Below are 26,000 nucleotides of genomic sequence, written 5' to 3'. Positions count from 1 at the left end.
GGGCTATAGCTCAGTTGGTAGAGCGCCTGCATGGCATGCAGGAGGTCAGGAGTTCAATTCTCCTTAGCTCCACAGAAAAGAAGCGGGCCACCCGGATCGGGTGGCCCGCTTCTTCGTGTGCCCGTCCCTCCGCCGTGCGGGCGGCGCCGCTCCGTGGAACGCCGGTGCGGCCCGCTCGGGCCCTGCGGTACCCTGGCGCCATGCGTGCCGTACGCCTTCTGCTTACCGAGCCGCGCTGATCAGTCCCGACGGATGACAGACATCCCGTCGGAGTCGGCGCGGCGTCCCCTCCTGTGCGAGGGGATTTTTCATTTCACGGCAGTCCGTGGCAGTGGGCAGAGACGATCGATGGAGCTTCAAGGACCATGACCGAGATCAATACGGCCGCCGAGACGGCGGCCCCGCATCGCTACACGGCGGCCATGGCCGCCGACATCGAGGCACGCTGGCAGGACTTCTGGGACGCCGAGGGCACGTACGAGGCCCCGAACCCCACCGGTGACCTGGCGGGCGACCCGGCGGTCGCCGCCCGGCCCAAGAAGTTCATCATGGACATGTTCCCGTACCCCTCGGGTGCGGGACTGCACGTCGGCCACCCCCTCGGCTACATCGCCACGGACGTCTTCGCCCGCCACGCGCGCATGACGGGCCACAACGTGCTGCACACCCTGGGCTTCGACGCCTTCGGCCTGCCGGCCGAGCAGTACGCCGTGCAGACGGGCACGCACCCGCGCGTGTCCACCGAGGCCAACATGGAGAACATGAAGGTCCAGCTGCGCCGGCTGGGCCTGGGCCACGACAAGCGCCGGTCGTTCGCCACGATCGACCCGGAGTACTACAAGTGGACCCAGTGGATCTTCCTGCAGATCTTCAACTCCTGGTACGACGACGAGGCCGCGAAGGCCCGTCCGATCGCCGAGCTGATCGAGCAGTTCGAGAACGGCGCGCGTGAGGTCCCCGGCACGCGCGCGTGGAGCGAGCTGAGCGCCGCCGAGCGCTCCGACGTCCTGGGCGAGTACCGCCTGGCGTACGCCTCCGACGCGCCCGTCAACTGGTGCCCCGGCCTGGGCACGGTCCTGGCCAACGAGGAGGTCACCGCCGACGGCCGTTCCGAGCGCGGCAACTTCCCCGTCTTCAAGTCCAAGCTGCGCCAGTGGAACATGCGGATCACCGCCTACGCGGACCGCCTGCTCGACGACCTGGACGCGCTGGACTGGCCCGAGGCCATCAAGCTGCAGCAGCGGAACTGGATCGGCCGCTCCGAGGGCGCCCGCGTCGACTTCCAGGTCGGCGGCGCCGGTGCGATCACCGTCTTCACCACCCGCCAGGACACCCTGTTCGGCGCCACCTACATGGTCCTGGCCCCCGAGCACGAGCTGGTCGAGAAGATCGTCCCGGCCACCTGGCCCGAGGGCACCCACGACGTGTGGACCGGCGGACACGCCACCCCGTCCGAGGCCGTCGACGCCTACCGCAAGCTGGCCGCCTCCAAGTCCGACGTCGAGCGGCAGGCCGACGCCAAGGAGAAGACCGGCGTCTTCACCGGCGCGTACGCGACCAACCCGGTCAGCGGCGAGCAGGTCCCCGTCTTCATCGCCGACTACGTCCTGATGGGCTACGGCACCGGCGCCATCATGGCCGTCCCGGCGCACGACACCCGCGACTTCGCCTTCGCGCGCGCCTTCGAGCTGCCGATGCGCTGTGTCGTGGAGCCCGACGACGACCGCGGCACCGACCCGTCCACGTGGGACGACGCCTTCGCCTCCTACGAGGCGAAGCTGGTCAACTCCGCGAACGACGAGATCTCCCTGGACGGCCTGGGCGTCGTCGACGCCAAGGCGAGGATCACCGCCTGGCTGGCCGACCGCGGCATCGGCGAGGGCACCGTCAACTTCCGGCTGCGCGACTGGCTGTTCAGCCGCCAGCGGTACTGGGGCGAGCCCTTCCCGATCGTCTACGACGAGGACGGCGTCGCCCACGCGCTGCCCGAGTCGATGCTGCCGCTGGAACTGCCGGAGGTCGAGGACTACTCGCCGCGCACCTTCGACCCGGAGGACGCGGACACCCAGCCGGAGACCCCGCTGTCCCGCAACGAGGACTGGGTCGACGTCACCCTGGACCTGGGCGACGGCGCCGGCCCCCGCCGCTACCGCCGCGAGACCAACACCATGCCCAACTGGGCCGGTTCCTGCTGGTACGAGCTGCGCTACCTCGACCCGCACAACTCCGAGAAGCTGGTCGACCCCGCCGTCGAGCAGTACTGGATGGGCCCCCGCGAGGGAATGCCGACCGGCGGCGTCGACCTGTACGTGGGCGGTGCCGAGCACGCCGTGCTGCACCTGCTGTACGCGCGCTTCTGGTCCAAGGTGCTGTTCGACCTGGGACACATCTCCTCGGCCGAGCCGTTCCACAAGCTGTACAACCAGGGCATGATCCAGGCCTTCGTCTACCGGGACGCGCGCGGGATCGCCGTGCCGGCGGCCGAGGTCGAGGAGCGTGACGGCGGCTTCTGGTACCAGGGCGAGAAGGTCAGCCGCGTCCTGGGCAAGATGGGCAAGTCCCTGAAGAACGCCGTGACGCCGGACGAGATCTGCGCCGAGTTCGGCGCCGACACCCTGCGCCTGTACGAGATGGCGATGGGCCCGCTGGACGTGTCGCGCCCCTGGGACACGCGCGCCGTGGTCGGTCAGTACCGGCTGCTGCAGCGGCTGTGGCGCAACATCGTCGACGAGTCGACCGGCGAGGTCACGGTCGTCGACACCGAGGCCGACGTGGACACGCTGCGTGCCCTGCACAAGGCGATCGACGGCGTCTCGCAGGACATGGCGGCCATGCGCTTCAACACCGCCATCGCCAAGGTCACCGAGCTGAACAACCACCTGACCAAGTCCGGTGGCGCGCTCTCCCGGCCGGTCGCCGAGCAGCTGGTGCTGCTGGTCGCCCCGCTGGCCCCGCACATCGCGGAGGAGCTGTGGCGCAAGCTGGGCCACACCGACTCGGTCGTCCACCAGGACTTCCCGGTCGCCGACCCGGCGTACGTCGTCGACGAGACCGTGACCTGCGTCGTGCAGATCAAGGGCAAGGTCAAGGCCCGCCTGGAGGTCTCGCCGTCGATCACGGACGCCGACCTGGAGACGCTGGCGCTCGCCGACCCGCACGTGGTCGCGGCGCTGGGCGGCGCGGAGATCCGCAAGGTGATCGTGCGGGCGCCGAAGCTGGTCAACATCGTCGCCGGCTGACGACACGACCGGCGGCACATAGGGATTTCCCCTACGGGCAGGTTGGGGGTTCCGATGGAACCCTCGGCCTGCCCGTTCCGTTTACCGTGGAGGAACCACATCCGTGGGGACTGGACGGACGCCGGAGGGGCGCACATGGAAGCCGCGATTATCACGATCATGGCGCTGCTCTTCTTGTCCTTCGTCGCGCTGGGGGTGTACGTCACCGTGAAGGCGGCCAAGGCCGCCAAGCGCGGGGTCGACCGCACCCTTGACCAGGCCAGGCGCACGGTCGAGGACACGACGCTGCGGGCCAAGAGCTTCGGCCAGGCCGGGGTCGCCGGCGAGCTGGCCAGACTGCGACTGTCACTGCGCACCTCGATGCGGGCCACCCAGGAGGCACTGCAGGCGGGTGTCGGCGAGGACGCCTCGCTGAGGGAGTCGCTCGACCTGTTCCACCGGCTCAGCGGGCACGGACTCGAACTCGACGAGGACCTCAAGCGACTCGAGCGGGAGCCCGACAAGGCGTACGTGTCCGGCCAGCTCCCCGAACTCACCGCGCGGACCGAGCGGATCACCGGTTCGGCCGACGCGCTGCGCCGCGCCGCCCGGGACCGCGCTCTGAGGTTCGCCGAGGACGACCTGTCGGCGCTCAGCGCGCAGATCGACGTCGAGGCGGGTGCGCTGCGCCACTGGACCGAGCCGGAGACCACGTGGGGACCGACACCCGGGACCGCCGCCGGAACCGCTCCCGGAACAGCTTCCGGTGCCGGGGAGGAGCGGGGGCGCCCCGCCGGAGCGTCGGGGCAGTCGGGTCAGGAAGGCCCCGGGGCCGGCGGCGAGCCGTCCGCGATCACGGCGCCCGATCCCCGAAGGACCGCCTACCCCTGGGAGAAGTCGGCCCGCCCGGAGACCACCACCTGACGGGGGGCCGGGCTGCCGTGCGGGGGCTTCGGCGGGTAACCTCCCGCTCATGTCCCGGCATGTCGCGATCGTCACCGATTCCACGGCCTACCTGCCACGCCAGACGAGGGAGCGGCACGCCATCACCACGGTCCCGCTGACCGTGGTCATCGGCGAACGCGCGCTCGAGGAAGGCACCGCCATCTCGGCCGAGGCCCTCGCCGAGGCCCTGCAGAAGAGGCGGCCCGTCACCACCTCGCGGCCGAGCCCCGAGACCTTCGCCGAGGCCTACCGCGAGGCCGCCGCGGCCGGTGCGAAGGGCATCGTCTCGCTCCATCTGTCCGCCGAGGTCTCCGGGACCTACGACGCGGCCGTGCTCGCCGCGAAGGACGCCCCCGTGCCCGTACGGGTGGTGGACACGCGCATGGTCGGGATGGCGCTGGGTCTCTGTGTCCTGGCGGCGGTGCAGGTCGCGGAGGCGGACGGATCGCTCGACGAGGCGGTCGCTGCGGCCGAGAAACGCGCGGCGGGGACCTCCGCCTACTTCTACGTCGACACCCTCGACTATCTGCGCCGCGGCGGGCGCATCGGGGCGGCGCAGGCACTGCTCGGCTCGGCGCTCGCGGTGAAGCCGCTCCTGGAACTCGACGGCGGGCGGATCCAGCTGAAGGAGAAGGTGCGGACGGCCTCGAAGGCCATCGCACGGCTCGAGGAGATCGCCGTGGAACGCGCCGGCACCGGCGCCGTCGACATCGCCGTCCACCATCTCTCCGCGCCCGAACGGGCCACCGTCCTCGCGGACCGGCTCAAGGAGCGGGTACCGGGCATGGTGGAACTCCACGTCAGCGAGGTGGGAGCGGTCATCGGCGCCCACACGGGGCCCGGGCTCCTCGCGGTCGTCGTCTCGCCGCGCTGAGAAGGTTTCGTCTTCCGCCGGTGTGGACGGGGTTGTCCTCCACACGGGTGACGGAGTTTTCCACAGAGAGACCTCTTTCCACGGAAGCCGGGTGAGCTCCGCACGGGACGGTGGTGCTCCCTAACGTCACCCGCATGACTCTTCGTACACGCACCGCAACAACCACCCCCGGCGTCCTGGGCGCGGCGGGCGCTCCGGCTGGCGGACCCGGCAGGGCGCCGGGCTCCGACGGGCGGAGCCTCCCCGGGGCGCGTGGCGCGCCCCTCGGGCGGGCCAGGCGGCGGACCCGGGTCAGGAGGGCCGCCGCGGTTCCCGGCGGCGTCGTACGGCGGCGGGGAGACGCCCTGTTCCCGCCGGCGGCGCCGATGGCACCGACCATGGAGCCGGACGTACCGGAGCCGCCGGAGGTGCCCGAGGCTCCGGAGCGGGGTTCCCCGCCCGGCGCGTGGGAGCGGCTGACGGCGACGCTGCGCGAGCGGACCCCGGTGTGGGTGCAGACGCGGTGCGGGCTCGAACCGAGGGCGCTGGCCGCGCTGACGGTGGTCCTGATCGTCGCGGCGGGCCTCGCGGGCGGTTACTTCTGGGTCGGCCGTCCGGAGCCGGTGCGCGCGCCCGAACTCGTCCGCGCGGCCCCCGTGGCGGCCGCGCCCGCCACCCGGGCGGCGCCGGGGCCGGGGCCGGGTTCAGGGCCGGCGGCGGACGGCGCGAGGGTGATCGTCGATGTCGGTGGCAAGGTGCGCAGGCCCGGGGTGCTCACCCTGCCCGCGGGCTCGCGTGTGGCGGACGCCCTGCGTGCCGCGGGAGGGGCGAAGCCCGGCGCCGACCTCACCGGGCTCAACCGGGCCCGTGTCCTGTTCGACGGTGAGCAGGTTCTCGTCGGCCTGCCGGGGACGCCGGTCGGCGGCTCCGCGTCCGGCTCCGGGTCCGTCACAGGTCCGGGGAGCGGTGGTGGGCCGGTGGTGCCGCTGAGTCTGAACACGGCCACGGTGGAGCAGCTCGACACCCTGCCGGGCGTCGGCCCGGTCCTCGCCCGGCACATCCTCGACCACCGCACGGAGCACGGGGGATTCCGGTCGGTCGGGGAGTTGCGAGAGGTCAATGGCATCGGCGAGCGCCGGTTCGCCGATCTCGAACCGCTGGTCCGGCCATGAACCGCGACGAGACGACGGACCAGGAGCGGAGGGCCTCGAAGCCCCCGTGGGAGGAGGGACCCACCGATCTTCGGCTCGTCCCGCTCGCGGTTGCGGCCTGGGTGGCGGCGGCCTGCGCGGTGGGTGTCGCCGGGTGGTGGACGGTGACCGGTGTCGCGGTCTGTCTGGCCGGAGCCGCCGTCCTGTCGACCCCGGCCGCGAGGCGGTGGTTCGGCGGCGCGGATGCCGTGCGGGGCACGGCCGGGTGGCGGTTGCGGGCGACCGCCTGCGCGGGGGTCCTGCTGTGCGCCGCGGCGGGGGCCACCTCGGCGGGGCTGCACGCGGCGGACCTGCGACGGGGGCCCGTGCCCGCCCTGGCGCAGGAGTACGCACGGGCGCAGCTGGAGGTGACGGTGACCTCCGATCCCCGGCTCACCCGGCCGCGCGTGCGGGGGAGCGAGACGGTCCCGGTCTCCGTCGTCCTGGACGGCGAGGTCACCCGGGCCGAGAGGCCGGGCGGCACGGTCCACCGGACCCGTGCGCCGGTCCTGCTGATCGTGCCGCCGGGGGAGGGACGGGAGGAATGGCTGCGGCTCCTCCCCTCCACCCGGTTGAGGACCAGCGGCCGGCTCGCGCCGCCGTCGCACCCCGGCGAGCCCTTCGCGGCGGTGCTCAAGGTCGACGGGGCGGGACCGCCGCGCGTCGTCGGCGCTCCGAGCGCGACGCAACGGACAGCGGGAGAGCTCCGCGCCGGGCTGCGGCGGGCGACCGCGGGGCTCGATCCGGACGCGCGGGCCCTGCTGCCCGGCCTGGTGGTCGGGGACACCTCCCGGATCGGGCCCGAACTGCGGGACGCCTTCGAAGCCACCGATCTCACGCATCTGTTGGCCGTCTCAGGAAGTAACCTCTCGATCGTGCTGCTCCTGCTCGTCGGCCGGCCGGGGCGGGCGCACCAGGTGGAGCGGGGTGGACTCGCCCCCCGGCTGGGGCTGTCGCTGCGGGCCACCGCGCTGGCCGGGGGAGCGCTGACGCTCGCCTTCGTGGTCGTCTGCCGGCCCGACCCGAGTGTGCTGCGCGCCGCGGCCTGCGGGCTCATCGTGCTGCTCGCGATCGGTACCGGCCGGCGGAGGTCGCTGATCCCCGCGCTGGCCGCCGCCGTCCTCCTCCTGGTGCTCTACGACCCCTGGCTCGCGCGGAGTTACGGCTTCCTGCTCTCGGTCCTGGCCACCGGGGCCCTGCTCACGGTCGCCCCCCGGTGGAGCGAGGCGCTACGGCGACGCCGGGTGCCGGGCAGACTGGCGGAGGCCCTGGCGGCATCCCTGGCGGCACAGGCGGTGTGTGCTCCGGTCGTGGTGGTGTTCGCCGCCCGGGTGAGCCTGGTCGCGATCCCGGCGAACCTGTTCGCCGAGCTCGCGGTGGCGCCCGCGACGGTGCTCGGCTTCGCCGCGCTCGCCCTGGCCCCGGTGTGGACGCCGGCCGCGGAGGGCCTGGCCTGGGTGGCGGGCTGGCCCGTCGGGTGGATCGCGCGGGTGGCCCGTACCGGAGCGGCCCTGCCGGGGGCGGAACTCACCTGGCCCGGCGGGTGGTGGGGCGGACTCGCCCTCGCGCTGCTCACGGCGCTGGTGGTGCTCGGGGTGCGGAAGCTGCCGTACCGGGGGCCGGTCGGTGTGGTCGTCGCGGTACTGCTCCTTCTCGTGGTGGTGCGGCCGGTGCCGTTGGCCCGGTGGGCCACCGGATGGCCGCCGCCCGGCTGGGTGTTCGCGATGTGCCAGGTGGGACAGGGCGATGCGACGGTCCTCGCGGCGGGGGGTGACGCGGCGATCGTGGTGGACGCGGGCCCCGATCCCGCGTCGGTGGATCGCTGCCTGCGTGAACTCGGTGTACGGCGGGTGCCGTTGCTGGTGCTGACCCACTTCCACGCGGACCACGTGGCGGGCCTGCCGGGGGTGCTGCGGGGGCGGTCGGTGGGGGCGATCCAGACGACGGGGCTCGAGGAGCCGCCCGCACAGGCCCGGTTCGTACGGCGGACGGCGGCGGCCGCGCGGGTGCCGCTGATCCCCGCGGAGCCGGGGGAGCGGCGGAGGGCCGGGGCGCTGGAATGGCGGGTGCTGTGGCCGACGGGGAGTCCGGGGTCCGGGGCGTCGTCCGATGGGCCCAACGACTCCAGCGTCACGCTGCTCGTCCGGACCGCCGGAGGGGTGACCCTGCTGCTTCTCGGTGATCTGGAACCGCCGGCCCAGCGGGCCCTGCTACGGGCCCATCCGGATCTCGCGCCGGTGGACGTGCTCAAGGTGGCCCACCACGGATCCGCTCACCAGGACCCCGGGCTGATACGGGCCGTACGGCCGCGGCTCGCGCTGGTGTCGACGGGGCGGGACAACCCGTACGGGCACCCCTCGCCCCGGACGGTGGAGGCGTTGCGGGGCGGCGGGGCCCGCGTCCTGAGGACCGATCGGGACGGGGCGATCGCGGTGACGGGGGCGGGGGCCGGACTGGTGGCCGTACCGAGGGGAGTGTGAGGGCGTGGCGGGGCGACGGTGAGGGCGAGGGGAAACGCTTGTAGAGAAATCTTTCTAAAGATATCTTTTCATTGTGCCTGAGATCAGCGATCCACAGTCCGGGGGCGAGCAGCCCCGCAGCATCCGACTCACCGATCCGCGAGCCCTGCGGGCCTACGCCCACCCCCTGCGCATGTCCCTGGTGGGCCTGCTGCGCGGCAGCGGGCCCTTCACCGCCACCCGGGCCGCCGAGCTGACCGGGGAGTCCGTGGCCAGCTGCTCCTATCACCTGCGGATACTCGCCAAGTACGGGCTGGTCGAGGAGGCGCCGGGCGGCCGGGGGCGGGAGAAGCCCTGGCGGGCCACGGCCCGGTACACGGAGTGGCCGGAGCACAGCGAGGACGCGACGGTCGCGGAGGCGGCCGACGCGCTGAGCGTCGCCGTCGCCGAGCGGTACTTCGAGCGGGTCACCCGGGCCATGGAGAACCGGCACCGGCTGCCGAAGGAGTGGCGGGAGGCGGAGGAGTTCGGCGACTCCCTGCTCCACCTCACCCCCGAGGAGCTGGCCGGCATCGGCGAGCGGATCGGCGCGCTGCTCCGGCCCTACGAGGCGCGCACGTCCGACCCGTCCCTCCGACCGGAGGGCGCCCGGCCCGTCACCGTCCTGCGGATCGCCTATCTGGACCAGGACGTCCCCCGGGGCACCACCCGGGACGCCCCGCAGGACCTTCCCGCGAGCGAAGAGGAGTAGAGAGACGTGACTCTCGTGGAACGCGTACCGGCGCTGCTGCGCGAGCGGTCCTTCCGCCGTTACTGGACCGGGCAGACCATCTCCCTCGCCGGGGACCAGATATCGCTGATGGCGATCCCGCTCGCGGCCGTCCTGGTCCTCGGTGCCGACGCCGCGGCGATGGGCTGGCTCAAGGCCGCCGAACTCCTGCCCGCCCTCCTGCTCAACCTGCCACTCGGCGCCTGGGCCGACCGGCAGTCAAGCCGCAGACGCGCCATGATCGCGGCCGACCTCGGACGGGCGGCGCTGGTGCTGACCCTCCCCGTGGCCTACGCCCTCGACGCGCTGACCCTCACCCAGCTGTACGTGGTGGCCTTCGGGCTCGGCGCGCTCACCGTGCTCTTCGAGGTCTGCAACACCACGCTCTTCGTGGCACTCGTCCCCACCGAGAGCTACGTACAGGCGAACGCCCTGGTCAACGGCAGCCGTTCGACGGCCTGGCTGGCGGGGCCCGGGATCGGCGGCCTCCTCGTGCAGTTCCTCACCGCCCCCTTCGCCCTGCTCGCGGACGCCCTCACCTATCTGGTGTCGGCCGGGTACCTGGCCCGGATCAAGCCGGTCGAACCCTCGCCGGCCCCCGTGGCCAAGGGCCACTTCACCGAGGGTCTGCGCTGGGTGCTCCGGGACCGGTCGATGCGCGCGCTGTTCGCCGCCTCCGGCACCGTCCAGTTCTTCAACTACATGTTCCACACCCTTTTCGTGCTCTACGTGACCACCGAACTCGGCATCGGCGCGGGCCTGCTCGGGCTGATACTCGGGGCCGGAGCCGTGGGCGGCCTCCTCGGAGCGGTGCTCGGCGGGGCCGTCGTCCGCCGGATCGGCATCGGGGGCTCGCTCGTCGCCGGCTTCCTCGGATTCACGCTGCCCCTGCTCCTGATCCCCCTCGCCGAAGGTCCGCTGCCGCTGGTGGTCTTCGTGATGTTCCTGGCGGAGTTCCTGTCCTGTGTGGGCGTGATGATCGTGGACATCGCGGCGGGGTCGTTCCAGATGGCGCTGATACCGGATGCGGTACGGGCCCGGGTCATGGGTGCGTTCCGGACGCTCAACCACGGCTTCCGGCCGATCGGCGCGCTCGTCGGCGGCCTGCTCGGCACCGCGATCGGGCTGCGTCCGACTCTGTGGATCGCCACCGTGGGCGCTGTGCTCGCCGTGCTGTGGGTGCTGCCCTCCCCGCTGCCGCGCATGCGGGAACTGCCCACGAGGGAAGGGGAGTCGGCGCCCGTCGGATAGGGGAGGGGTCTGACGCGAGGCGCGGAGCGCGTACCGGGACCTGTTCGGTGTCGAGCTCGGCGCCCTGCCCGCCGGGTGAAGCGGAATTTCCGATTCGAACCCTCGGTAACACTTGCCGAGCACTTGCGGCCACTTGCCCGGTTTGCCTCGAACGCCCCCTCGGTGATCGAATACGACTTAGTTGCATGGTGAACTAGTCGTACGGGGTGCGTGAAGAATGTTCGATCGTCTCTTCGGGAAGCGTGGGGCGGGCGCCGCGCGCGGCGGTCCGCTCGCCGGAATCGCCGTTCCCGCGACGGCGGGGGTGCTGAGCTGCCGGGTGCTCGACCCCGTGCACGAACCGGTCCGGCAGGCCGAGTACGTCGTCAGTGACGCCGCCGGGCGCAAGGTGCTCGCCGGGGAGACCGACCCGTACGGCACGGCGCTGGCGACCGTGCCGGCGGGCGAATACCGGCTCGCCGTCACCGCCGAGGGCTACACACCGCACCACGGCACCGCTGTCGTCACGGAGGGCGGTCACACGGGTCTCGGTGACGTCCTGCTCGACGTCGCACCTCAGCCCCAGCTCCCCGAGCCCGGCGAGTGGGAGATCGACCCCGCGCACTCGCAGATCGGATTCACGGCACGCCACATCGGCCTCGCCCGGATCCACGGCCGGTTCAACGGCTTCGCCGGCGCGGTGCGGATCGGCGACCGGATGGAGCGGTCGGCGATGCACGTCGTCATCGACGCGGCCTCCATCGACACCGGCGTCCAGATGCGCGACGACCACCTGCGCTCCGGCGACTTCCTCGACGTCGGCGCCTACCCGACGCTGGAGTTCTTCAGCGAGCGCTTCACGCACAAGGGCGGCAGCCGCTGGGCCGTCACCGGGGCGCTCACCCTGCACGGTGTGAGCCGCACGGTGACGCTCGACACCCAGTACCTGGGCATCGGGAGCGGTCTCGAAGGCGAGACCCGGTGCGCCTGCCGGGCCACCACCGAGCTGCACCGGGAGGACTTCACCCTCACCTGGCAGACGCTCCTCGCGCGGGGCATCGCGGCCGTCGGATCCAGCATCAGCATCGACCTCGACGTCCAGATCGTCCCCAAGGCGGCGGCGCGGAGCTGACGGCCGGGTCGCCGACGGGTGGGCTGTCGGCAGGCAGGTTGCCGACGGGCGCGTTACGGGGCCTCCAGCCAGCCCTCGTACTCGGCGGCCAGCCCGTCGAGCGCCGCCGGGTCCAGGCGGCCCTGCGGGTCCTCGACGACCACCAGCCACTGGGCGTCCTCGGCGTCGTCCTCCCCGGCCAGGGCGTCCCGTACGAGCTGCGGTTCCTCGGCGACGCCGAAACGGTCCGGGAGCTCGCCCGCGAGCTCCTCGGCGGCGTCGCGGTCGGGGAGTACCAGTACATGTCGTTCACTCACCCCGCCATTCTCGGGCATCGCCGTCAGTGACTTGTGACTGTCGGCGGCCCGTGACCGTCGGCGGCCCTTGGCTGTCAGTGGCCCGTGGGATGCTGGATCGCGATGGCCACCAGAAAGACTTCCCCCGACGACCTCCTCGGCCCCGTGACGCTCGCCGTGGGCCAGGAGGACCTGCTCCTCGACCGCGTCGTCCAGGAGGTGGTGCGGGCCGCCCGCGCCGCCGACGCCGACACGGACGTGCGCGACCTCGCACCCGAGCAGCTCCAGCCCGGCTCGCTGGCCGAGCTCACCAGTCCCTCGCTCTTCGCCGAGCGCAAGGTGCTCGTCGTGCGGAACGCGCAGGATCTCTCCGCCGACACGATCAAGGACGTCAAGGCCTACCTCGACGACCCGGTCGAGGACATCTCGCTCGTCCTGCTCCACGCGGGCGGGGCCAAGGGCAAGGGCCTGCTCGACGCCGCGCGCAAGGCGGGGGCGCGGGAGGTGGCCTGCCCGAAGACGACGAAGCCGGCGGAGCGGCTGACGTTCGTGCGGCAGGAGTTCCGCACCCTCGGGCGCGCGGCCACGCCGGAGGCCTGCCAGGCGCTCGTGGACTCGATCGGCAGCGATCTGCGGGAGCTCGCGTCCGCGGTCGCGCAGCTCACGTCCGACGTGGACGGGACGATCGACGAGGCCATCGTCGGGCGGTACTACACGGGCCGCGCCGAGGCCTCCTCCTTCAACATCGCGGACCGCGCGGTCGAGGGGCGGGCGGCCGAGGCGCTCGAGGCCCTGCGCTGGTCGCTCTCGACCGGGGTCGCGCCGCTGCTCGTCACCAGCGCGCTCGCGCAGGGCGTACGGGCGATCGGCAAGCTGTCGTCGGCGCGGGGCGGCCGGCCCGCCGACCTGGCGCGGGAGCTCGGCATGCCGCCGTGGAAGATCGACCGCGTGCGGCAGCAGATGCGGGGCTGGACACCGGACGGGGTGTCGATGGCGCTGCGGGCGATCGCGGAGGCGGACGCGGGGGTGAAGGGCGGAGGGGACGATCCGGAGTACGCCGTGGAGAAGGCGGTGGTCGCGGTGGCGCGGGCGGCGAGGATGCGGCGCGGGGAGTGACGGGGATCTCCCCCACCCCGCCCCTTCCCGAAACCCCGCCGGGGGCGGGCGGGGGTTGAGGTTCCTTCCCGGGGGCCGCGCCTCCGGACCCCCGAAAGGCAGCGGCGGCTTCGCGCCGTGAGGACCCCGGAGCTGGTGGGCGGCGGCTTCGTGGCGCGAGGGCCCCGGAGCTGGGCGGCAGCTTCGCGCCGCTAGGGTCCCAGAGCTGGGCGGCAGCTTCGCGCCGCTAGGGTCCCGGAGCTGAGCGGCGGCTTCGCGCCGCTAGGGTCTCGGGCTCCCGAAAGGCAGCGGCGGCTTTGCGCCGTTAGGAACCCGGGGCTGAGCAGCAGCTTCGTGCCGCTAGGGTCCCGGTGCCATGGGCCTTCGGCTCGTGCCGGCGGGAGGCCGGTGCCACGCGGCTTCGGTCCGGGCGCTCCGGCAGTAGGGGCTGCGGTGCTCCGGTGGGTCTCCGTCGCGGGAGCCGTGTCGTCGGGGTGGCGTTCGTCGGTGGTACGGCGAAGGCCCCGGCAGCTCCTGGGGAAGGAGGTGACGGGGCCTTCGACGTACAGACAGGGTGGGCTCGCACCCGCGTGGCGAACGCGTCCGCGTGCGAGTCCTGGGTGGCCGGGCGGGAGCGGGAGAGAGGGCCCGCTGGGTCCCGTACGGCCGATCACATCAGAGCTCAGCCCTGGAGAGCGGCAACCTTGATGGCCAGCGCCGACTTCTTGTTGGCGGCGGCGTTCTTGTGGATGACACCCTTCGAGACAGCCTTGTCGAGCTGACGCGAGGCGGCACGAGTGGCAACGGTGGCCTTCTCGAAGTCGCCGGCGGCGACAGCCTCACGGGCCTTGCGGATCGCGGTCTTGAGGGACGACTTGACGGCCTTGTTGCGCAGGCGCGCCTTCTCGTTCGTCTTGTTCCGCTTGATCTGGGACTTGATGTTCGCCACGAAAAGAGCCTTTACAGGTTCGATGTTCCTTCTGGAGTGCGACTCGCGGCTGAGAGGGCACACGAGACACAGCTGTCCACAGTATCAGTCACCCTCCGGGCCGCCCAAACCGGGCGCAGGGCGACGGGCATGGGACCATGGAGCCTACGTATCGATCCGACATCGCCCCGAGACGAGACCCTGCGTGCCCGCGACTCCTACCAACGTGCCCGAGCCGAGCCGTACCGACCCGGCTCTGATCCGCAACTTCTGCATCATCGCGCACATCGACCACGGCAAGTCCACGCTCGCCGACCGGATGCTCCAGCTGACCGGTGTGGTCGACCAGCGGCAGATGCGTGCCCAGTATCTCGACCGCATGGACATCGAGCGGGAGCGGGGCATCACGATCAAGTCCCAGGCGGTCCGGCTGCCGTGGGCGCCGAACGAGGGGCCGGATCAGGGCAGGACGCACATCCTGAACATGATCGATACGCCCGGGCACGTCGACTTCACGTACGAGGTCTCGCGTTCCCTGGCGGCCTGCGAGGGCACGGTCCTGCTGGTCGACGCGGCCCAGGGCATCGAGGCGCAGACCCTGGCCAACCTGTACCTGGCGATGGAGAACGACCTCACCATCGTTCCCGTACTGAACAAGATCGACCTGCCGGCCGCCCAGCCGGAGAAGTTCTCCGAGGAGCTCGCCAACCTCATCGGCTGCCAGCCCGAGGACGTGCTCAAGGTCTCCGCGAAGACCGGCGTCGGCGTCGACGCCCTGCTGGACCGGGTCGTCCGTGACGTTCCCGCGCCCGTCGGTGTCGCCGACGCCCCCGCCCGCGCGATGATCTTCGACTCCGTGTACGACTCGTACCGGGGTGTGGTGACGTACGTCCGTGTGGTCGACGGCCAGCTCAACAAGCGTGAGCGCATCAAGATGATGTCGACGGGCGCCACCCACGAGCTGCTCGAGATCGGTGTCTCGTCTCCCGAGATGACGCCTGCCGACGGCATCGGCGTCGGCGAGGTGGGCTACATCATCACCGGCGTGAAGGACGTCCGCCAGTCCAAGGTCGGTGACACGATCACCTCCCTGAACAAGGGCGCGACCGAGGCGCTCGGCGGCTACAAGGACCCGAAGCCCATGGTGTTCTCGGGCCTCTACCCGCTGGACGGCTCCGAGTACCCGGACCTCCGCGAGGCCCTCGACAAGCTCCAGCTCAACGACGCCGCCCTCGTCTACGAGCCGGAGACCTCCGCGGCCCTCGGCTTCGGCTTCCGCGTCGGCTTCCTCGGCCTGCTCCACCTCGACGTCATCCGTGAGCGGCTCGAGCGCGAGTTCGGGCTCGACCTGATCGCCACCGCCCCCAACGTGGTCTACCGCGTGGTCATGGAGGACGGCAGCGAGCACACGGTCACGAACCCGAGCGAGTTCCCCGAGGGCAAGATCAACGACGTGTACGAGCCCGTCGTACGCGCCACGATCCTCGCCCCGAGCGAGTTCATCGGCGCGATCATGGAGCTCTGCCAGACCCGTCGCGGCACGCTGATCGGCATGGACTACCTCTCCGAGGACCGGGTCGAGATCCGCTACACCCTGCCCCTCGCCGAGATCGTCTTCGACTTCTTCGACCAGCTGAAGTCCAAGACGCGCGGTTACGCCTCGCTCGACTACGAGCCCACCGGCGAGCAGGCCTCCAGCCTGGTCAAGGTCGACATCCTGCTGCACGGCGACAAGGTCGACGCGTTCTCCGCCGTCACCCACAAGGACGCCGCGTACGCCTACGGTGTGCGGCTCGTCGCGAAGCTGCGCGAGCTCATCCCGCGGCAGGCCTTCGAGGTGCCGATCCAGGCCGCGATCGGCTCCCGGGTCATCGCCCGCGAGACCATCCGCGCCATCCGCAAGGACGTCCTCGCCAAGTGCTACGGCGGTGACATCTCCCGTAAGCGGAAGCTGCTGGAGAAGCAGAAGGAAGGCAAGAAGCGCATGAAGATGGTCGGTTCGGTGGAGGTGCCGCAGGAGGCCTTCATCGCCGTCCTGTCGAGCGACGAGTCCTCCGGCAAGAAGAAGTAGCCGCCGCGGAAACGGTCAGGAACGGGTCCACGTGCCGAGTGCGCGCGGGCCCGTTCCGCATCGGTACGCGGGTTCGTTCGTTATTGAAGCGACGTGAAACGACGTCCTGCAGGCCCTTACGCGCCGGTCCTCCGCGCTTTAGTCTGATCCCGGCTCGAAGGTTACTCGCCAGTTAGTTACGAACCACCAGCAGGCACCGCCGCCGCCCGGAGGACGTCGTGAGCGACACACAGACCCAGATCGAGAACCGGCCGCCCTCCGTGGCGACCCTCTTCCTTGAGCGCGTCGAGCGGACTCCGGACGCGGAGGCCTACCGCTATCCGGTGCCCGCCGCCTCCGGCGCCGGTCCGGACGACTGGAAGTCGCTCAGCTGGGGCCAGGCCGCCGAACGGGTCTACGCGATCGCCGCCGGCCTCGTCGACCTCGGCGTCCAGTCCGAGGAACGGGTCGCCCTCGCCTCCGCCACCCGAGTCGAGTGGATCCTCGCCGACCTCGGCGTCATGTGCGCGGGCGCCGCGACCACCACGGTCTACCCGCAGACCAACGCCGAGGAGTCGGCGTTCATCCTCTCCGACTCCGAGTCGAAGGTCCTCATCGCCGAGGACGCGGTCCAGCTCGCCAAGGCCGTGGAGCGCCGCGCCGACCTGCCGAACCTCCACCACGTGGTCGTCATCGACGCCACGGGCGTGGAGAGCGACGGTGAGTTCGTCCTCTCCCTCGCCGAGCTCGAGGCGCGCGGCAAGGCGTACCTGGAGAAGCACCCCGAGGCCGTCAAGGAGCGGGTCGCGGCGATCACCCCCACCCAGCTCGCGACCCTCATCTACACCTCGGGCACCACGGGCCGCCCCAAGGGCGTCCGCCTCCCGCACGACAACTGGTCGTACATGGCGAAGGCCATCGCCGCCACGGGTCTCGTCACCCAGGACGACGTCCAGTACCTGTGGCTGCCGCTCGCACACGTCTTCGGCAAGGTCCTCACCTCGGGACAGATCGAGGTCGGGCACGTCACCGCCGTCGACGGCCGCGTCGACAAGATCATCGAGAACCTGCCGGTGGTCCAGCCGACCTACATGGCCGCCGTCCCCCGCATCTTCGAGAAGGTCTACAACGGCGTCGCGGCCAAGGCCCGCGCCGCCGGCGGAGCCAAGTACAAGATCTTCCAGTGGGCGGCCGGCGTATCCCGCGCGTACGCCAAGGCGACCCAGGACAACTTCCGCCGCACCGGTACCGCCTCCGCGCCCTTCGGCCTCACCGCCAAGCACAAGGTCGCCGACGCCCTCGTCTACGCCAAGATCCGTGACGCCTTCGGCGGCAACCTGCGCGCGTGCATCTCCGGATCCGCCGCGCTCGCCCCCGAGATCGGCTACTTCTTCGCCGGCGCGGGCATCCACATCCTGGAGGGGTACGGACTCACCGAGTCCTCCGCCGCCTCCTTCGTCAACCCGGGCGAGGCCTACCGCACCGGCACCGTCGGCAAGCCGCTCCCCGGCACCGAGGTCCGGATCGCCGACGACGGCGAGATCCTGCTGCGCGGCCCCGGCATCATGGAGGGCTACCACGGCCTGCCCGAGAAGACGGCCGAGGTCCTGGAGTCCGACGGCTGGTTCCACACCGGTGACATCGGCGAGCTGTCCGCCGACGGCTACCTGCGGATCACCGACCGCAAGAAGGACCTGATCAAGACGTCCGGCGGCAAGTACATCGCGCCGGCCGAGGTCGAGGGCCAGTTCAAGGCCGTCTGCCCGTTCGTCTCCAACATCCTCGTCCACGGCGCCGACCGGAACTTCTGCACCGCGCTGATCGCCCTCGACGAGCCCTCCCTCCTCGGCTGGGCCGCCGAGCACGGCCTCGCGGGCAAGTCGTACGCCGAGATCGTCGCGGCCCCGCAGACCGTGACGATGATCCAGGGCTACGTCGACCGCCTCAACGAGGGCCTCCAGCGCTGGCAGACGATCAAGAAGTTCCGCCTGCTGCCCCGCGACCTCGACATCGAGCACGGCGAGCTGACCCCGTCGCTGAAGCTGAAGCGGCCGGTGGTGGAGCGCGAGTACAAGGACCTCATCGAGGAGATGTACGCGGGGTCCAGGGAGTCCTGACCTCGCCCCTGTGGAGAGGTTGTCCACAGGCCGGACGTTCACCCCGGGCAGTACGGGACAATGGGGCTCATGCCTTCCGTACTGCCCGATGGTGAGACCGTTCCCGACGACGGGGCGCTGCCCCCGCACGCCCTGGAAGGGGCAGGGGAGCGACCCCTCGGGTTCTACCTGCACGTGCCGTACTGCGCCACGCGCTGCGGCTACTGCGACTTCAACACCTACACGGCGAGCGAGCTGCGCGGCACCGGCGGCGTCCTGGCCTCCCGGGACAACTACGCCGAGCAGGTCACCGAGGAGATCCGGCTCGCCCGCAAGGTGCTCGGGGACGACCCCAGGCCGGTGCGGACCGTCTTCGTCGGCGGTGGTACGCCCACGCTGCTCGCCGCCGGTGACCTCGTACGGATGCTGGGAGCCGTCAGGGACGAGTTCGGGCTCGCGGACGACGCCGAGGTGACCACCGAGGCGAATCCGGAGTCCGTGACCCCCGCGTATCTGGAGGAGCTGCGGGCCGGCGGCTTCAACCGGATCTCCTTCGGCATGCAGAGCGCCAAGCAGCACGTCCTGAAGATCCTCGACCGCACGCACACGCCGGGGCGGCCCGAGGCGTGCGTCGCGGAGGCGCGGGCCGCCGGCTTCGACCACGTGAACCTGGACCTGATCTACGGGACGCCCGGGGAGACCGACGACGACTGGCGGGCCTCGCTCGACGCGGCGATCGGCGCCGGTCCCGACCACGTCAGCGCGTACGCCCTGATCGTCGAGGAGGGCACGCAGCTCGCCCGCCGCATCCGGCGCGGCGAGGTGCCGATGACCGACGACGACGTGCACGCCGACCGGTACCTGATCGCGGACTCCGTTCTCGCCGAGGCCGGATTCGAGTGGTACGAGGTGTCCAACTGGGCCACCTCGGAGGCCGGGCGCTGCCTCCACAACGAGCTGTACTGGCGCGGCGCGGACTGGTGGGGCGCGGGGCCGGGGGCCCACAGCCACGTGGGCGGGGTGCGGTGGTGGAACGTGAAGCACCCCGGCGCGTACGCCGCGGCCCTCGCCGGTGGCAAGTCGCCCGGCGCCGGGCGGGAGCTGCTCTCCGAGGAGGACCGGCGGGTGGAGCGGGTGCTGCTCGAACTGCGGCTTCGGGAGGGTGTCGAGCTGTCGCTGCTGCGGCCGCAGGGGCTCGCGGCTGCCGCGCGGGCGCTGGCGGACGGGCTTCTCGCGCCTGAGCCGTACGAGGCCGGGCGCGCGGTCCTGACCCTGCGGGGGCGGCTGCTCGCCGACGCGGTGGTGCGGGATCTGGTGGACTGAGGTTCGGGCGCGGGGAGCGGAGGCGCCCGACAGGGCACCGTCCCGTCGTGCCCACCCTCCCCCAGACTCCGTCCGGGGGGACCCCCACGCCCTGCGGGACGATTGCCCACAACGGGCCCATCGGGACGAGCTGCCACAACAGGGTGGGGGCGCTTACGGCGCCGTCACGAAGTCGATCAGTTCTTCCACTCGGCCCAGGAGGGCCGGTTCCAGGTCCTTGTACGAGGTGACCCTCGACAGGATGTGCTGCCAGGCCGCGCCCGTGTTGTCGTGAGGCCAGCCCAGGGCGCGGCACACGCCCGTCTTCCAGTCCTGGCCGCGCGGGATCGCCGGCCATGCCGGGATGCCGAGGGACGACGGCTTCACCGCCTCCCAGACGTCGATGTACGGGTGTCCCACGACCAGCACGTCCGGGGAGGTCACCCGGGCGGCGATCCTCGACTCCTTCGAACCCGGCACCAGGTGGTCCACCAGGACCCCCAGACGGGCGTCCGGCGCCGGGCCGAACTCAGCGACGATCGACGGCAGGTCGTCGATGCCCTCCAGGTACTCCACGACCACGCCCTCGATGCGCAGGTCGTCGCCCCAGACCCGCTCCACGAGTTCGGCGTCGTGGCGGCCCTCCACGTAGATCCGGCCCGCCCGTGCCACGCGCGCGCGTGCGCCCGGCACGGCGACCGAGCCCGAGGCCGTACGGGTGGGGCGGGCGGGAGCGGAGACCGGTCGCACCAGGGTCACCACCCGGCCCTCCAGGAGGAAGCCGCGCGGTTCCATCGGGAAGACCCGGTGTTTGCCGAAGCGGTCCTCCAGGGTCACCGTGCCCGCCTCGCAGCGGATCACCGCCCCGCAGAAGCCCGTCGTGACCTCCTCGACGACGAGGTCACGGTCGGCCGGGATCTCCGGGACGGGCTTCGGCCTCTTCCAAGAGGGCGTCAGGTCCGGGTCGTAGCTGCGCATTTCGGTGACGTTAGGCGACGTGGAAGCGGTGTGCCAGTTCATCGCGCTGTGCCCGCACGAACGCGGCGTCCACCACCGCCCCGTGCCCCGGCACGTACACCGCCTCCTCGCCGCCGAGCCGCAGCAGCCGGTCCAGGGCGTCCGGCCAGCGCGAGGGGATCGCGTCCGGGCCCGCCTGCGGCTCGCCCGACTCCTCCACCAGGTCGCCGCAGAAGACCACCTCCCGCTCTCCCGGCACCAGGAGCACCAGGTCGTGGCGCGTGTGACCGGGCCCGACGTTCGCCAGGAGGACCTGCCGGCCGCCCAGGTCGAGCGTCCACTCGCCGGAGACCACGTGCCGCGGGGCCACCAGGACGTCCACGGCCTCCGCGGCCGCCGTCCCGTCGAGGCCCTGCCGTACCGCGTCCTCGCGCAGCTCCTCCCGGTCCCGCGCCCGGCCGAGCAGCTCGTCCGAGCCGACCGCGCCGAAGACCTCCGCGCCCGCGAAGGCCGCCGTGCCCAGCACGTGGTCGAAATGGGGATGGCTGAGTGCGATGTGCGTCACTCTCCGGCCGCCCGTGAGCTCCGCCACCTGTGTCCGCAGCTCGGTGCCCTCGGCGAGCGACGAGCCCGTGTCGTACAGCAGCGCCGCCCGTTCGCCCAGTACCAGTCCCACCGTGGCGTCCCAGTGGGGCAGCCGTCGCCGGCCCACCCCGTCCGAGAGCCGCTCCCATCCGTACGCTTCCCAATCCACGTCCATGGGGCGACGCTAACCGGTGGGGCGCCGCCTCCTTGCCAGGAGCGTCGCCCGCCGCCGTACACTGGCGGGGGATCGCTGGCACTCGGACAGGGTGAGTGCCAAAACCGGAGCAACCGGAACGACGACAGCTGGAGGTGCGCACGATGCTCAGCGAACGCAGACTCGAGGTTCTGCGCGCCATCGTCCAGGACTACGTCGGGACGGAGGAGCCCGTCGGCTCCAAGGCGCTCACCGAACGCCACAAGCTCGGCGTCTCGCCCGCCACCGTGCGCAACGACATGGCCGTCCTGGAGGAAGAGGGCTTCATCGCCCAGCCCCACACCAGCGCCGGCCGCATCCCGACCGACAAGGGCTACCGGCTCTTCGTCGACCGGCTCGCCGGCGTCAAGCCGCTGTCGACGCCCGAGCGCCGGGCCATCCACAACTTCCTCGACGGCGCGGTCGACCTCGACGACGTCGTCGGCCGCACGGTCCGGCTGCTCGCGCAGCTGACCCGTCAGGTCGCCGTCGTCCAGTACCCCTCGCTGACCCGTTCGACCGTCCGGCACGTGGAGCTGCTCTCGCTGGCACCCGCCCGCCTGATGCTGGTGCTCATCACGGACACCGGCCGCGTCGAGCAGCGCCTCATCGACTGCCCCGGGCCCTTCGGCGAGACCTCGCTCGCCGATCTGCGGGCCCGGCTCAACAGCCGGGTCGTCGGCCGCAGGTTCGCCGACGTGCCGCAGCTGGTGCAGGACCTCCCCGAGTCCTTCGAGGAGCCCGAGGACCGCGCCACGGTCTCGACCGTGCTCGCGACCCTCCTCGAATCCCTGGTCGAGGAGCACGAGGAGCGGCTGATGATCGGCGGCACCGCCAATCTCACCCGCTTCGGACACGACTTCCCCCTGATGATCAGGCCCGTCCTCGAAGCTCTGGAGGAGCAGGTCGTGCTCCTCAAGCTGCTGGGCGAGGCCAAGGAATCGGGCATGACCGTACGCATCGGGCACGAGAACGCCCACGAGGGGCTGAGCTCCACGTCCGTCGTCTCGGTCGGCTACGGTTCGGGCGGCGAGGCAGTCGCCAAACTCGGCGTGGTCGGACCGACCCGCATGGACTACCCCGGAACGATGGGAGCGGTACGCGCAGTGGCACGTTACGTCGGACAGATCCTGGCGGAGTCGTAAGTGGCCACGGACTACTACGCCGTACTCGGCGTGCGCCGCGACGCGTCCCAGGACGAGATCAAGAAGGCTTTCCGGAGGCTCGCCCGCGAGCTGCACCCGGACGTCAATCCCGATCCGAAGACGCAGGAACGCTTCAAGGAGATCAACGCCGCCTACGAGGTCCTCTCGGACCCGCAGAAGAAGCAGGTCTACGACCTGGGCGGCGACCCGCTGTCGGCCTCCGGCGGAGGCGGCGCGGGCGGCTTCGGAGCCGGTGGCTTCGGCAACTTCTCCGACATCATGGACGCCTTCTTCGGCACGGCCTCGCAGCGCGGCCCGCGCTCGCGGACCCGCCGCGGCCAGGACGCCATGATCCGTCTGGAGATCGACCTCAACGAGGCGGCCTTCGGCACCACCAAGGACATCCAGGTCGACACGGCCGTCGTCTGCACGACCTGCTCGGGCGAGGGCGCCGCTCCCGGCACCTCCGCGCAGACCTGTGACATGTGCCGCGGCCGCGGCGAGGTCTCCCAGGTCACCCGGTCCTTCCTCGGCCAGGTCATGACCTCCCGCCCCTGCCCGCAGTGCCAGGGCTTCGGCACCGTCGTCCCGACCCCGTGCCCCGAGTGCGCGGGCGACGGCCGGGTCCGGTCCCGTCGCACGCTCACCGTCAAGATCCCGGCCGGTGTCGACAACGGCACCCGGATCCAGCTCGCGGGCGAGGGCGAGGTCGGCCCCGGCGGCGGGCCCGCCGGCGACCTGTACGTCGAGATCCACGAGACCCCGCACGACACGTTCCAGCGGCGCGGCGACGACCTGCACTGCACGGTCACCATCCCGATGACGGCGGCCGCGCTCGGCACCAAGGTGCAGCTGCAGACACTCGACGGTCTCGAGGAGATCGACATCCGCCCGGGCACCCAGTCCGGCCAGTCGATCCCGCTGCACGGCCGTGGCGTCACCCACCTGCGGGGCAACGGCCGGGGCGACCTGATCACCCACGTCGAGGTGCAGACCCCGGGCAAGCTCGACGCGGAGCAGGAACGGCTCCTGCGGGAACTGGCCAAGCTGCGCGGCGAGGAACGGCCCACCGGCCAGTTCCAGCCGGGGCAGCAGGGGCTGTTCTCGCGGCTGAAGGACGCGTTCAACGGGCGGACCTGACCGGCCCGGAATTCGGTGGGGGAGGGGCGGCATCCGCGTGTGCGGGTGCCGCCCCTCCGCCTTTCGGAGCCGGCGACCGCCGCCCTCCGGAACCGTCCCTTCCATGACCTGACGTACGGATTCGGCCCCGAAGCAGGGGCATGGCACGATGCCCATATGTCCACCACCGCACTGAACGATCTCTCTCGGCATCCGATCGTGCAGGCCCCCATGGCGGGTGGCGCCTCCTGTCCCGAGCTGGCCGGAGCCGTCTGCGAGGCCGGGGCGCTCGGCTTCCTGGCCGGCGGGTACAAGACGGCCGGCGGCCTGTACCAGGAGATCAAGCAGGTGCGCGGTATGACCGCACGCCCCTTCGGCGTCAACCTCTTCCTGCCGCAGAGCGGGCGGCCCGCCGACCCGGCCGCCGTCGAGGTCTACCGCCACCAGCTCGCCGGCGAGGCCACCTGGTACGACACCCCGCTCGGCGAGACCGAGGACTGCCGTGACGACGCCTACGACGCCAAACTGGCCATCCTCCTGGAGGACCCGGTCCGCGTCGTCTCCTTCACCTTCGGCTGCCCCGCGCCCGAGGTCCTCGCCGCCTTCGCCCGCGTCGGTACGTTCACGATCGTCACCGTCACCTCCGCCGACGAGGCCCTCGCCGCCCAGCGGGCCGGCGCCGACGCCGTCTGCGTCCAGGGCGTCGAGGCCGGCGGACACCAGGGCACGTACCGCGACGACCCCGCCGACGACGGCGTCCCGGGCACCGGGCTGCTCGCCCTCCTCACCCAGGTCCGCGAGAGCGTCGCCCTCCCGATCGTCGCCGCCGGCGGGATCATGCGCGGCGCGCAGATCGCCGCCGTCCTCGCCGCGGGGGCCGACGCCGCCCAGCTCGGCACCGCCTTCCTCTGCTGCCCCGAGTCGGGCGCCCACCCGCTGCACAAGCGGGCCCTGACCGACCCGCTCTTCACCCGGACCGCCTTCACCCGGGCCTTCTCCGGCCGCCCGGCCCGCGGCCTCGTCAACCGCTTCATGCGCGAGCACGGGCCGTACGCCCCCGCCGCGTACCCCGAGATCCACCACCTCACCGCCCCGATCCGCAAGGCCGCCGCCACCGCGGGCGACGCCCAGGGCATGGCGCTGTGGGCCGGCCAGGGCCACCGGCTCGCCCGCGAGCTCCCCGCAGGCCGGCTGGTCGAGGTGCTGGCCGCCGAACTCGACACCGCCCTCTCCGACCTTTCCGGGCCCGCCCACAGGAGCGCCTCATGACCGCACCCGTCTTCGTCGTCGACGCCGTCCCCGGCACCGGCACCTTCGTCCTCGAAGGAACCGAGGGGCGGCACGCCGTCTCCGTGAAGCGGCTCCAGGGCGGTGAGGACGTCGTCCTCACCGACGGCCGGGGCCGCTGGGCGGACTGCGTGGTGCTCACCGCCGAGGGCAAGGACCGGCTGACCGTCCAGGTGTCGGGCGACCACGAGGACCCCGAGGAGGAGCCCCGGATCACCGTCGTCCAGGCGCTGCCCAAGGGCGACCGGGGCGAGCTCGCCGTGGAGACCATGACGGAGACCGGGGTGGACGCCGTCGTGCCGTGGGCGGCCTCCCGCTGCATCACCCAGTGGAAGGGCGACCGGGGCCTCAAGGCGCTCGCCAAGTGGCGGTCCACCGCGCGCGAGGCCGGCAAGCAGTCGCGCCGCACCCGGTTCCCCGAGGTCTCCGACCTGATGACGACGAAGCAGGTCGCCGCGCTTCTCGCGGACGCCGACTTCGCGGCCGTCCTGCACGAGGACCGAGACCATCCGAGCGGGGCGCTCGCCACCGCCGAACTCCCGGAGAAGGGCTCGATCGTGCTGATCGTCGGCCCCGAGGGCGGTGTCTCGCCGCAGGAACTCGCCGCGTTCGAGGAGGCGGGGGCGAAGCCGTACCGGCTGGGCCGCAGCGTGCTGCGCACCTCGACGGCGGGCACGGCGGCGACGGCGCTGGTCCTGGCGCGTACGGGGCGCTGGAGCTAGGGCCGGAGCTAGAGGGTGGCCCGCCGATCAGGCCGGGTTCGCGGTGTCCGGTGCCTCCGTCCCCGTCAGGGTGTCGTAGAGGGGCCAGGCGTTCTCCTCCCGGACGCCGTGGGTGGTGGGGAGGAGGCCGCGGTTCCCCGCTTCGCCGAGGAAGCGGCGTACGACGCCCGGCTCGTTCAGGTTGAGAACGGGGCCGTCGGCCGAGGCCACGTCGCCCTGCCCGAAGGGATAGCCGGACACGATGCGGCCCGGGGCGGTCCGGAAGACCAGCCGGAGCTGCGCGTGGGGGAGTTCCGTGCGGCGCAGGGAGAGCACCGTGCGGCAGTCGGGGTGCCGGTGCCGGACGTTCCAGAGCCACACCGTGTCGTCCACCGTCATCCTGCGCGGTGCGCGTTCCCGCCTCATGCGGCGCAGTGTACGGACCGAACCCGGTGGACGGCGGCCCCCGGC

At 72.0% G+C, this 26,000-nt stretch carries 21 protein-coding genes and 1 tRNA gene; 17 read left to right on the top strand and 5 right to left on the bottom strand.

Going from position 1 to position 26,000, the window contains the following annotated elements:
- The 9 genes from ACFWUY_RS13785 to ACFWUY_RS13745 all read left to right on the top strand — a co-directional run bounded on the left by ACFWUY_RS13785 (position 1) and on the right by ACFWUY_RS13745 (position 11,796).
- A tRNA-Ala gene (locus ACFWUY_RS13785) sits at positions 1-72 on the top strand.
- A 293-nt stretch (positions 73-365) separates the two neighbouring features.
- Positions 366-3,239 (top strand): leucine--tRNA ligase, encoded by a 2,874-nt coding sequence (leuS, locus tag ACFWUY_RS13780; protein ID WP_384106864.1) that lies wholly within the window; start codon positions 366-368, stop codon positions 3,237-3,239.
- Positions 3,240-3,374: 135 nt separating this feature from the next.
- A complete protein-coding gene (locus tag ACFWUY_RS13775; RefSeq protein WP_384106862.1) occupies positions 3,375-4,142 on the top strand; it encodes a hypothetical protein in 768 nt (255 codons plus the stop codon).
- 49 nt (positions 4,143-4,191) lie between these two features.
- On the top strand, positions 4,192-5,037 hold the full coding sequence (locus ACFWUY_RS13770) for a DegV family protein (RefSeq protein ID WP_384106860.1): 846 nt from the start codon (positions 4,192-4,194) through the stop codon (positions 5,035-5,037).
- A gap of 134 nt (positions 5,038-5,171) precedes the next feature.
- A complete protein-coding gene (locus ACFWUY_RS13765) occupies positions 5,172-6,188 on the top strand; it encodes a helix-hairpin-helix domain-containing protein (protein WP_384106858.1) in 1,017 nt (338 codons plus the stop codon).
- Complete coding sequence (locus ACFWUY_RS13760; RefSeq protein WP_384106854.1) at positions 6,185-8,686, top strand: ComEC/Rec2 family competence protein; 2,502 nt, start codon at positions 6,185-6,187, stop codon at positions 8,684-8,686. The genes ACFWUY_RS13765 and ACFWUY_RS13760 overlap by 4 nt, the downstream gene beginning before the upstream one ends.
- A gap of 73 nt (positions 8,687-8,759) precedes the next feature.
- Positions 8,760-9,416, top strand: a complete 657-nt coding sequence (locus ACFWUY_RS13755) for a winged helix-turn-helix domain-containing protein (protein ID WP_384106850.1) — start codon at positions 8,760-8,762, stop codon at positions 9,414-9,416.
- A 6-nt stretch (positions 9,417-9,422) separates the two neighbouring features.
- Positions 9,423-10,685: an MFS transporter gene (locus ACFWUY_RS13750; RefSeq protein ID WP_384106847.1), complete on the top strand. Its 1,263-nt coding sequence runs from the start codon at positions 9,423-9,425 to the stop codon at positions 10,683-10,685.
- Between the two features lie 217 nt (positions 10,686-10,902).
- Positions 10,903-11,796, top strand: a complete 894-nt coding sequence (locus tag ACFWUY_RS13745) for a YceI family protein (RefSeq protein WP_384106845.1) — start codon at positions 10,903-10,905, stop codon at positions 11,794-11,796.
- A 53-nt stretch (positions 11,797-11,849) separates the two neighbouring features.
- Here ACFWUY_RS13745 and ACFWUY_RS13740 read toward each other — a convergent pair whose 3' ends face one another.
- Positions 11,850-12,110: a hypothetical protein gene (locus tag ACFWUY_RS13740; RefSeq protein WP_384106842.1), complete on the bottom strand. Its 261-nt coding sequence runs from the start codon at positions 12,108-12,110 to the stop codon at positions 11,850-11,852.
- An 84-nt stretch (positions 12,111-12,194) separates the two neighbouring features.
- Between ACFWUY_RS13740 and holA the strand changes: the two genes are divergently transcribed.
- Positions 12,195-13,187 carry a DNA polymerase III subunit delta gene (gene holA / locus ACFWUY_RS13735; RefSeq protein WP_384106839.1) on the top strand — a complete coding sequence of 331 codons (993 nt, stop codon included), beginning with the start codon at positions 12,195-12,197 and terminating at the stop codon, positions 13,185-13,187.
- Positions 13,188-13,848: 661 nt separating this feature from the next.
- Here holA and rpsT read toward each other — a convergent pair.
- Entirely contained in the window at positions 13,849-14,115 is a 267-nt protein-coding gene (rpsT, locus tag ACFWUY_RS13730) for a 30S ribosomal protein S20 (RefSeq protein WP_360784191.1), read from the bottom strand.
- A 184-nt stretch (positions 14,116-14,299) separates the two neighbouring features.
- Here rpsT and lepA point away from each other — a divergent pair, with 184 nt between their 5' ends.
- The 3 genes from lepA to hemW all read left to right on the top strand — a co-directional run bounded on the left by lepA (position 14,300) and on the right by hemW (position 19,563).
- A complete protein-coding gene (gene lepA / locus ACFWUY_RS13725; RefSeq protein ID WP_384106836.1) occupies positions 14,300-16,165 on the top strand; it encodes a translation elongation factor 4 in 1,866 nt (621 codons plus the stop codon).
- Between the two features lie 218 nt (positions 16,166-16,383).
- Positions 16,384-18,261: an AMP-dependent synthetase/ligase gene (locus ACFWUY_RS13720; RefSeq protein WP_384106833.1), complete on the top strand. Its 1,878-nt coding sequence runs from the start codon at positions 16,384-16,386 to the stop codon at positions 18,259-18,261.
- 60 nt (positions 18,262-18,321) lie between these two features.
- Positions 18,322-19,563: a radical SAM family heme chaperone HemW gene (gene hemW, locus ACFWUY_RS13715; protein WP_384106830.1), complete on the top strand. Its 1,242-nt coding sequence runs from the start codon at positions 18,322-18,324 to the stop codon at positions 19,561-19,563.
- A gap of 153 nt (positions 19,564-19,716) precedes the next feature.
- On the opposite strand, the gene ACFWUY_RS13710 is transcribed toward hemW, so the two are convergent.
- Both ACFWUY_RS13710 and ACFWUY_RS13705 read right to left on the bottom strand, forming a co-directional pair.
- Positions 19,717-20,520, bottom strand: coding sequence for a DUF3097 domain-containing protein (locus ACFWUY_RS13710; protein WP_384106828.1), 804 nt, complete (start codon positions 20,518-20,520; stop codon positions 19,717-19,719).
- Between the two features lie 10 nt (positions 20,521-20,530).
- On the bottom strand, positions 20,531-21,259 hold the full coding sequence (locus tag ACFWUY_RS13705; RefSeq protein WP_384106825.1) for an MBL fold metallo-hydrolase: 729 nt from the start codon (positions 21,257-21,259) through the stop codon (positions 20,531-20,533).
- Positions 21,260-21,402: 143 nt separating this feature from the next.
- On the opposite strand from ACFWUY_RS13705, the gene hrcA reads away from it, so the two are divergent.
- The 4 genes from hrcA to ACFWUY_RS13685 all read left to right on the top strand — a co-directional run bounded on the left by hrcA (position 21,403) and on the right by ACFWUY_RS13685 (position 25,550).
- Positions 21,403-22,422 (top strand): heat-inducible transcriptional repressor HrcA, encoded by a 1,020-nt coding sequence (hrcA, locus tag ACFWUY_RS13700; RefSeq protein ID WP_384106824.1) that lies wholly within the window; start codon positions 21,403-21,405, stop codon positions 22,420-22,422.
- Positions 22,423-23,562: a molecular chaperone DnaJ gene (dnaJ, locus tag ACFWUY_RS13695; RefSeq protein WP_384106821.1), complete on the top strand. Its 1,140-nt coding sequence runs from the start codon at positions 22,423-22,425 to the stop codon at positions 23,560-23,562.
- Between the two features lie 156 nt (positions 23,563-23,718).
- Positions 23,719-24,810: a nitronate monooxygenase gene (locus ACFWUY_RS13690; protein ID WP_384106819.1), complete on the top strand. Its 1,092-nt coding sequence runs from the start codon at positions 23,719-23,721 to the stop codon at positions 24,808-24,810.
- Positions 24,807-25,550 carry a 16S rRNA (uracil(1498)-N(3))-methyltransferase gene (locus tag ACFWUY_RS13685; protein ID WP_384106817.1) on the top strand — a complete coding sequence of 248 codons (744 nt, stop codon included), beginning with the start codon at positions 24,807-24,809 and terminating at the stop codon, positions 25,548-25,550. Before ACFWUY_RS13690 ends, ACFWUY_RS13685 begins: the two co-directional genes overlap by 4 nt.
- A gap of 27 nt (positions 25,551-25,577) precedes the next feature.
- Here ACFWUY_RS13685 and ACFWUY_RS13680 read toward each other — a convergent pair whose 3' ends face one another.
- Positions 25,578-25,955, bottom strand: coding sequence for a hypothetical protein (locus ACFWUY_RS13680; RefSeq protein ID WP_384106815.1), 378 nt, complete (start codon positions 25,953-25,955; stop codon positions 25,578-25,580).
- Positions 25,956-26,000: the final 45 nt, after the last annotated feature.

It is taken from the genome of Streptomyces sp. NPDC058664, from assembly GCF_042716635.1.
Taxonomy (GTDB): Bacteria; Actinomycetota; Actinomycetes; order Streptomycetales; family Streptomycetaceae; genus Streptomyces.
The sequence above is the reverse complement of the archived record's forward strand: the minus strand, read 5'-3'. Positions and strand labels throughout refer to the sequence as shown.

Bases quoted from the DNA above. Each gene is read 5' to 3' on its own strand.
- ACFWUY_RS13765 (WP_384106858.1), top strand. From the start codon at position 5,172: ATGACTCTTCGTACACGCACCGCAACAACCACCCCCGGCGTCCTGGGC.
- ACFWUY_RS13690 (WP_384106819.1), top strand. From the start codon at position 23,719: ATGTCCACCACCGCACTGAACGATCTCTCTCGGCATCCGATCGTGCAG.
- ACFWUY_RS13740 (WP_384106842.1), bottom strand. From the start codon at position 12,110: ATGCCCGAGAATGGCGGGGTGAGTGAACGACATGTACTGGTACTCCCC.
- holA (WP_384106839.1), top strand. From the start codon at position 12,195: ATGGCCACCAGAAAGACTTCCCCCGACGACCTCCTCGGCCCCGTGACG.
- ACFWUY_RS13710 (WP_384106828.1), bottom strand. From the start codon at position 20,520: ATGCGCAGCTACGACCCGGACCTGACGCCCTCTTGGAAGAGGCCGAAG.
- ACFWUY_RS13685 (WP_384106817.1), top strand. From the start codon at position 24,807: ATGACCGCACCCGTCTTCGTCGTCGACGCCGTCCCCGGCACCGGCACC.
- ACFWUY_RS13775 (WP_384106862.1), top strand. From the start codon at position 3,375: ATGGAAGCCGCGATTATCACGATCATGGCGCTGCTCTTCTTGTCCTTC.
- leuS (WP_384106864.1), top strand. From the start codon at position 366: ATGACCGAGATCAATACGGCCGCCGAGACGGCGGCCCCGCATCGCTAC.
- ACFWUY_RS13705 (WP_384106825.1), bottom strand. From the start codon at position 21,259: ATGGACGTGGATTGGGAAGCGTACGGATGGGAGCGGCTCTCGGACGGG.
- hrcA (WP_384106824.1), top strand. From the start codon at position 21,403: ATGCTCAGCGAACGCAGACTCGAGGTTCTGCGCGCCATCGTCCAGGAC.
- ACFWUY_RS13745 (WP_384106845.1), top strand. From the start codon at position 10,903: ATGTTCGATCGTCTCTTCGGGAAGCGTGGGGCGGGCGCCGCGCGCGGC.
- ACFWUY_RS13680 (WP_384106815.1), bottom strand. From the start codon at position 25,955: ATGAGGCGGGAACGCGCACCGCGCAGGATGACGGTGGACGACACGGTG.
- hemW (WP_384106830.1), top strand. From the start codon at position 18,322: ATGGGGCTCATGCCTTCCGTACTGCCCGATGGTGAGACCGTTCCCGAC.
- ACFWUY_RS13770 (WP_384106860.1), top strand. From the start codon at position 4,192: ATGTCCCGGCATGTCGCGATCGTCACCGATTCCACGGCCTACCTGCCA.
- ACFWUY_RS13760 (WP_384106854.1), top strand. From the start codon at position 6,185: ATGAACCGCGACGAGACGACGGACCAGGAGCGGAGGGCCTCGAAGCCC.